Here is a 4,888-nt window from a genome sequence, read left to right on the forward strand (position 1 = left end):
ACTTCCACGTTGGCCTGGTACGAGCGCGAGGCGGAAATCATGTTGACCATCTCGTCGACCACATCGACGTTGGGCATGGTCACGTAGCCATCGGCATCGGCCAGCGGGTTGCCCGGCTGGTGCATGCGCTTCATGGGCGTGACGGTGTCTTCCACCACGTTGTCGACGGCGACACCCGTGGCGTAACCGTCCGACTCCTGCTGCGGGGCGAACACCACCTGCTTGGCGCGGTAGGCGGTGCCGTTGGGCCCCGTCACGCTCTCCGCGTTGGCCAGGTTGGAGGCCACCACGTTCATGCGCTTGGACTGCGCGGTGAGCGCGCTGCCAGCCACATCCATCACCTTGAATAGCGACATGTCGGTTCCGCTGTCTTCAACTCTGTTGCCGGATCGAATCCGTTTGCAGCGTGGCAGCGGTCTCCGGGCCCGCTTGCCGGCCCGGAGCGCCACACTGTTCCCGCCCCATCTTTCGCCGCGCCCGACTGCTGCGCGGTCGTCCTGCTTCTTTTTGCGTCGCGTCAGCTGTTCTGGATGACAGCCATCATCGACTTGATCTTGGAGGTCGCGATGCTCAGATCGGCCTCGTAACGTACGGTGTTGTCGGCAAAGCGCATGCGCTCGCCGTCCATGTCAACAGTGTTGCCGTCGATGCTGGGCTGCTGCGAAGTGCGGTACTGCACCTCGCCCTGCAGCGCGCTGGTCTGCTGCTGCGCCGACAGCGACGCCAGCATCGGCGTCACGTCGGCGGACGGCGCACCGGCGGCCGTCAGGTGGCCGGCGGACGTGGCCGACATCGGCAGGCCGCTGCCGCTTTGCTGGCCGGTCGCCTTCTGCAGCGCCGACTGGAAGTCGAAATCGCGCGCCTTGTAGTTGGGCGTATCCGCGTTGGCGATATTCGACGCCAGCAGCTGGTGCCGCTGCGAGCGCAGATGCAACGCCTGCTCCTGAAAGCTGAACAGCTGATCCAGTTTGTCGACCATGTCTGTCATTCCTCGCGCGTGGCGCCATGCTGGGCTGCCACTCGCCCGGGTTCGTATTCGTAGGTTGCTTGGCGGAGCGGCACCGGTGGCCCCTTCAAAACCACCGATGCCTTCCGTCACAAACACTGCCTTGCTGTACTGCAGAGGAGCCGTCATGCAGCCTCTGTGGCGCCGCCCTCTGCCCGCGTCCGGCACCGGTCGGGAACCCCGGGGCCAAGGCGGCGCGTGCAAAAACGGGCTCGGCACGCCGCCAGGGACTTCACCACGTTGCAAAGTCTAGGGGCCGGCTGGCAAGTGCATTCGTCGGAATAAGGGGGGGTTTGGCCGACATTTCCGGATTTGGCTCCCCCGCGCGCGTGGCTACACTTCACCGGAATTTCGACGGAGCCCTGCTATGTCCATCCGGCTTGCGCGCAGTTTTGATGTCCCGACCCCTGCCATCGCCCGGCAACGCCGTGCGTTCGCATGGTCCGCACGTGCCCTGGCCATGCCGGCGGCCGCGCATGGCCGCAAGCTGCTGCTGATGCTGGCGCTGGGCCTGCTGGCCAGCCTGGCCCACCCGATCCTGGCGCGAGCACAGGGCATGATCCGCACCGGCTACGCACCGGCCAATGTCGCCAACGCACCCATGGCCGCGCAGCCCGCCCAAGGCGCTGGCGCCACGGCCATCCAGGGCCCGACCGCCCTCCAGATGCAGATCCAGCAGCAACTGCAGTCGCAGCTGGACATCCTCAACGGCACCGCCGACGGCGGCGGCTCGCGCGCCACGGTCGAGGTCGGTCCGGTCGATGCGCGCATCGCCAACCAGCCGTGCGACCAGGTCGATCTGATGCTGCCGGCCGCCAATCGCCTGCGCGGCCGTATACAAGTGGGGGTGCGCTGCCGCTCGCCGCACGCCTGGGCGGCGTGGGTGCCCGCCACCATCCAGATCAACGGAACGTATTACGTGGCCGCGCGCCAGCTGCCGCCGGGCAAGACACTCGACATGAGCGACCTCGACGCCCGCACTGGCGACCTGTCGAACCTACCGGCCTCGGTGGTGCTGCAGCCGGCCGATGCCGTGGGGCGGGTGCTACTGACCAGCGTGGCCGCCAACCAGCCGCTGCGCGCGGAAAGCCTGCGGCTGCCGATGGCCGTGCAGGCCGGGCAGACCGTCAAGCTGGTGGCAGAAGGCGGCGGCTTCCAGGTCACCAGCGATGGCCGGGCGCTGAACCAGGCCGCCGTGGGCCAGGTTGCCCAGGTGCGCACCGCCAATGGCAACGTCGTCTCGGGCATCGCGCAGTCGGTGGGTGTGGTGGCAATCCAGTTTTGAGAATCATGAATCACATTTCACACTGTCTCCACAGTGTGACGGAAGATCGATGTACCCCGCTAAAGTTTGGGCGGGGGTTGGCCGATATGGGAGGTAGGATGAACGCGCTCTTCGGAGACACCCGTGAAAATCAACCATATCGTCAACAATTCGACGGCCGTGACGCCCGCCAAGGACGCCGCGTCCGGGTCGACGTCGGCCGCAAGCACGTCGTCGGGCAGCGCCAAGGCGGCGTCCAACGCACAACAGAGCAGCCATTCGCCGTCGCTGTCGGTGCAGCAGGTGTCGCGCCAAGTGGGCAGTGGCGACTTCGATGCCGCTCGCGTCGACCAGATCCGCGCCGCCATCCAGAATGGCACGCTGAAGATGGACGCCTCGAAAATCGCCGACGGCGTGCTGTCGGACGCCAAATCGCTGCTGTCCGCCCATACCAAATCGGCCTGACGGGCACGTCCTGCCCTTCGCTTCACCCCTGCGCTGATGCCGCCGGCCCCATGGGCCTGACCGCGGCAGGGGGGCGTGCCGTCCGGAACCCGCCCATCCCTCATCGCTGGAGCCCTCCATGGACAACACGCTGCTGATCCGTACCCTGAGTGACGAACAGGCGCTGCTGCGCGCCGCCACCCAGACATTGGAAGCGGAAACACAGGCGTTGCGCGACGGCGACATGGCCGAGCTCGAACGCATTACCCAGACCAAGCAGCAGCAACTGTCCCGCCTGTCCGAGGCCGACCGCGAGCGCCGCCTGTGGTGGGCGCAGCATGGCGGCGCCGATCCTTACGGCCTGGTGAAATACCTGCGCTCGGATGCAACCGCCAGCCGCCTGTTCGACGAGAACCTGACCCTGGCCGCCACGCTGCGCCAGCACAATCTCGACAACGGCACGCTGATCGACCTGCGTCTTCGCGCCACGCAAAACGCCCTGGCGGTGCTGCATGCCGCCAACAGCGGCGGCGGCACGCCGTACGGCCGCGACGGCAAGCAGCCGCTGTCGGTGCCGCGCTTCTCTGTCGTCGCTCAATAATCTGACCGGTTTTCCGGGCCTGTCTTGATGGCCGGCGCATGCATGCGCCGGCTTTGTCACGTCCAGCCTCCGCTGAAGTCGATCGGCGCCACGCTCTTGCCAGTTGGCGCAAGGCCATAACCCGTGCGTGCGCGCAAGGGCACGAAGTGGGGTAGCAACCCCAGCTCAACCCTGTTATCTATGTCGCCTACCCCCAACCGATCGGGGTAAACAAAAAGATTTACATCCCATTGAGGGGTGCAACATGCAAGCCGGGGATTTATTCTGCGCATTTCTGCGGGGTTTATCCTCCGCGCCTGGCGAATAACAGAAAACCGGAAGGAAACCGCCTTTTAGAATGTTGCAAAAAGGTTTCGGCCCGGCGGCACCGACTTGGGTGACTGCCGGTTGAACGGGGAAAGATACCGAAACCATGCTGCATTGCGTTTCCACCAGCCGCGCCTGCAATGATTTGGATCACGCCGATCCGAATGGGTGACACGGCCGGCAGTTTCCGGACGGGATAAACAACCATAACCAGACGGGCGGCGCAGTGAAATCAATCGTAGTCGAGGCACATCCGTTGGTTCGTGCCGGTGCAGCACATGTCTTGCAGTCCTTGCCGGCCGTGTCGGAAGTCGTCAGCCTGGACCCGGACGAGGCGCTTTTTGAGAATCTCGCGGCGCATGCGGACGCCGAATTGGCCCTGATCGGATTGCCCCTGCCAGGCATCGACGATATCCCGGCGCTCTCCAGATTCTTGCAACAACCGCATCCCCGGCATATTGCCGTGTTGGGAGAAAGCGATTCGGCCGCACATGTGCGCGCGCTGATGCAATTGAATATCTCGGCGTACGTGCTAAAGAGTTATGCGGGCAAATTGATTGCCGCAGCACTTGAATTGGTGCTGGCCGGCGGCCGTTACGTGCCGGCGTCGATCATATTGGCCCGGCCCGACGCGCCGTTTGGCACCCCCCAAGCCGCCAGCGATGATTGCGCATTGCTCGGGCTGACACAGCGGCAGTATGAAATCCTGGTGCTGCTCTCGCGCGGCCATCCGGTCAAGACCATCAGCCGCATGCTCGCCATTTCCGAGGCCACCGCCAAGGCGCATATCAATGCGCTGTATCGGCGGCTGGAAGTGCGCAGCCGAACCGAAGCGGTGTTCGTTGCCACCCAGCGTGGCGCGATGCTGTTGAGCCACCCGCATCTGGTCGAGCCTTCGGCGCGCGTCGTGCGCACCGGCTGATCGGCTCGCGCTCAGGGCCAGGGCAAAAAAAAAACGGCGCCCGGATTCCCGGACGCCGCTGCAGAGGCCCACCCGCGCTGTCGACGCGCGGGCGGTCACAGGAGCATGCCGGCGATCCCTTCGCGCCCGTCACGCCGAAGGTCTCGCCGAATGCGTGTCAGAAGTGGTACTCGACTCGCACCATCGGCGTCTTTGCCAAGGAGCCGGGCACCGACGACGGATTGCCGAACTTGTTGCGCCAGTATTGATACTCGAGGCCGGCGCGCAGCGTGTTCTTGCCGAGGTGCAAAGGCGTGCCCAGGTCGTACATCACCATGGCATCGATATTCAGTTCTGGCGAAGTCG

General features: G+C 65.0%; 6 protein-coding genes and 1 pseudogene. 4 read left to right on the plus strand and 3 right to left on the minus strand.

Features of this window, described 5'->3' with window-relative positions; genetic code table 11:
* Positions 1 to 356 (minus strand): flagellar basal body rod protein FlgC (gene flgC / locus QZ609_RS24540; protein WP_295500468.1); only part of this gene is annotated, 356 nt, incomplete at its 3' end.
* Positions 357 to 517: 161 nt separating this feature from the next.
* Entirely contained in the window at positions 518 to 979 is a 462-nt protein-coding gene (flgB, locus tag QZ609_RS24545; protein WP_295500470.1) for a flagellar basal body rod protein FlgB, read from the minus strand.
* Between the two features lie 394 nt (positions 980 to 1,373).
* On the opposite strand from flgB, the gene flgA reads away from it, so the two are divergent.
* The 4 genes from flgA to QZ609_RS24565 all read left to right on the plus strand — a co-directional run bounded on the left by flgA (position 1,374) and on the right by QZ609_RS24565 (position 4,543).
* A complete protein-coding gene (flgA, locus tag QZ609_RS24550; RefSeq protein ID WP_295500472.1) occupies positions 1,374 to 2,291 on the plus strand; it encodes a flagellar basal body P-ring formation chaperone FlgA in 918 nt (305 codons plus the stop codon).
* A 123-nt stretch (positions 2,292 to 2,414) separates the two neighbouring features.
* The gene (gene flgM / locus QZ609_RS24555; RefSeq protein WP_295500474.1) at positions 2,415 to 2,735 is read left to right on the plus strand and encodes a flagellar biosynthesis anti-sigma factor FlgM; all 321 of its coding nucleotides are present in this window, start codon (positions 2,415 to 2,417) and stop codon (positions 2,733 to 2,735) included.
* A 118-nt stretch (positions 2,736 to 2,853) separates the two neighbouring features.
* Positions 2,854 to 3,315 (plus strand): flagella synthesis protein FlgN, encoded by a 462-nt coding sequence (locus QZ609_RS24560; RefSeq protein WP_295500476.1) that lies wholly within the window; start codon positions 2,854 to 2,856, stop codon positions 3,313 to 3,315.
* Between the two features lie 532 nt (positions 3,316 to 3,847).
* Complete coding sequence (locus QZ609_RS24565; protein WP_295500479.1) at positions 3,848 to 4,543, plus strand: response regulator transcription factor; 696 nt, start codon at positions 3,848 to 3,850, stop codon at positions 4,541 to 4,543.
* A gap of 157 nt (positions 4,544 to 4,700) precedes the next feature.
* On the opposite strand, the pseudogene QZ609_RS24570 reads toward QZ609_RS24565, so the two are convergent.
* A pseudogene (locus tag QZ609_RS24570) lies at positions 4,701 to 4,888 on the minus strand (outer envelope protein); the annotation flags it as partial.

Source organism: uncultured Ralstonia sp. (assembly GCA_913056305.1).
GTDB lineage: Bacteria > Pseudomonadota > Gammaproteobacteria > Burkholderiales > Burkholderiaceae > Ralstonia.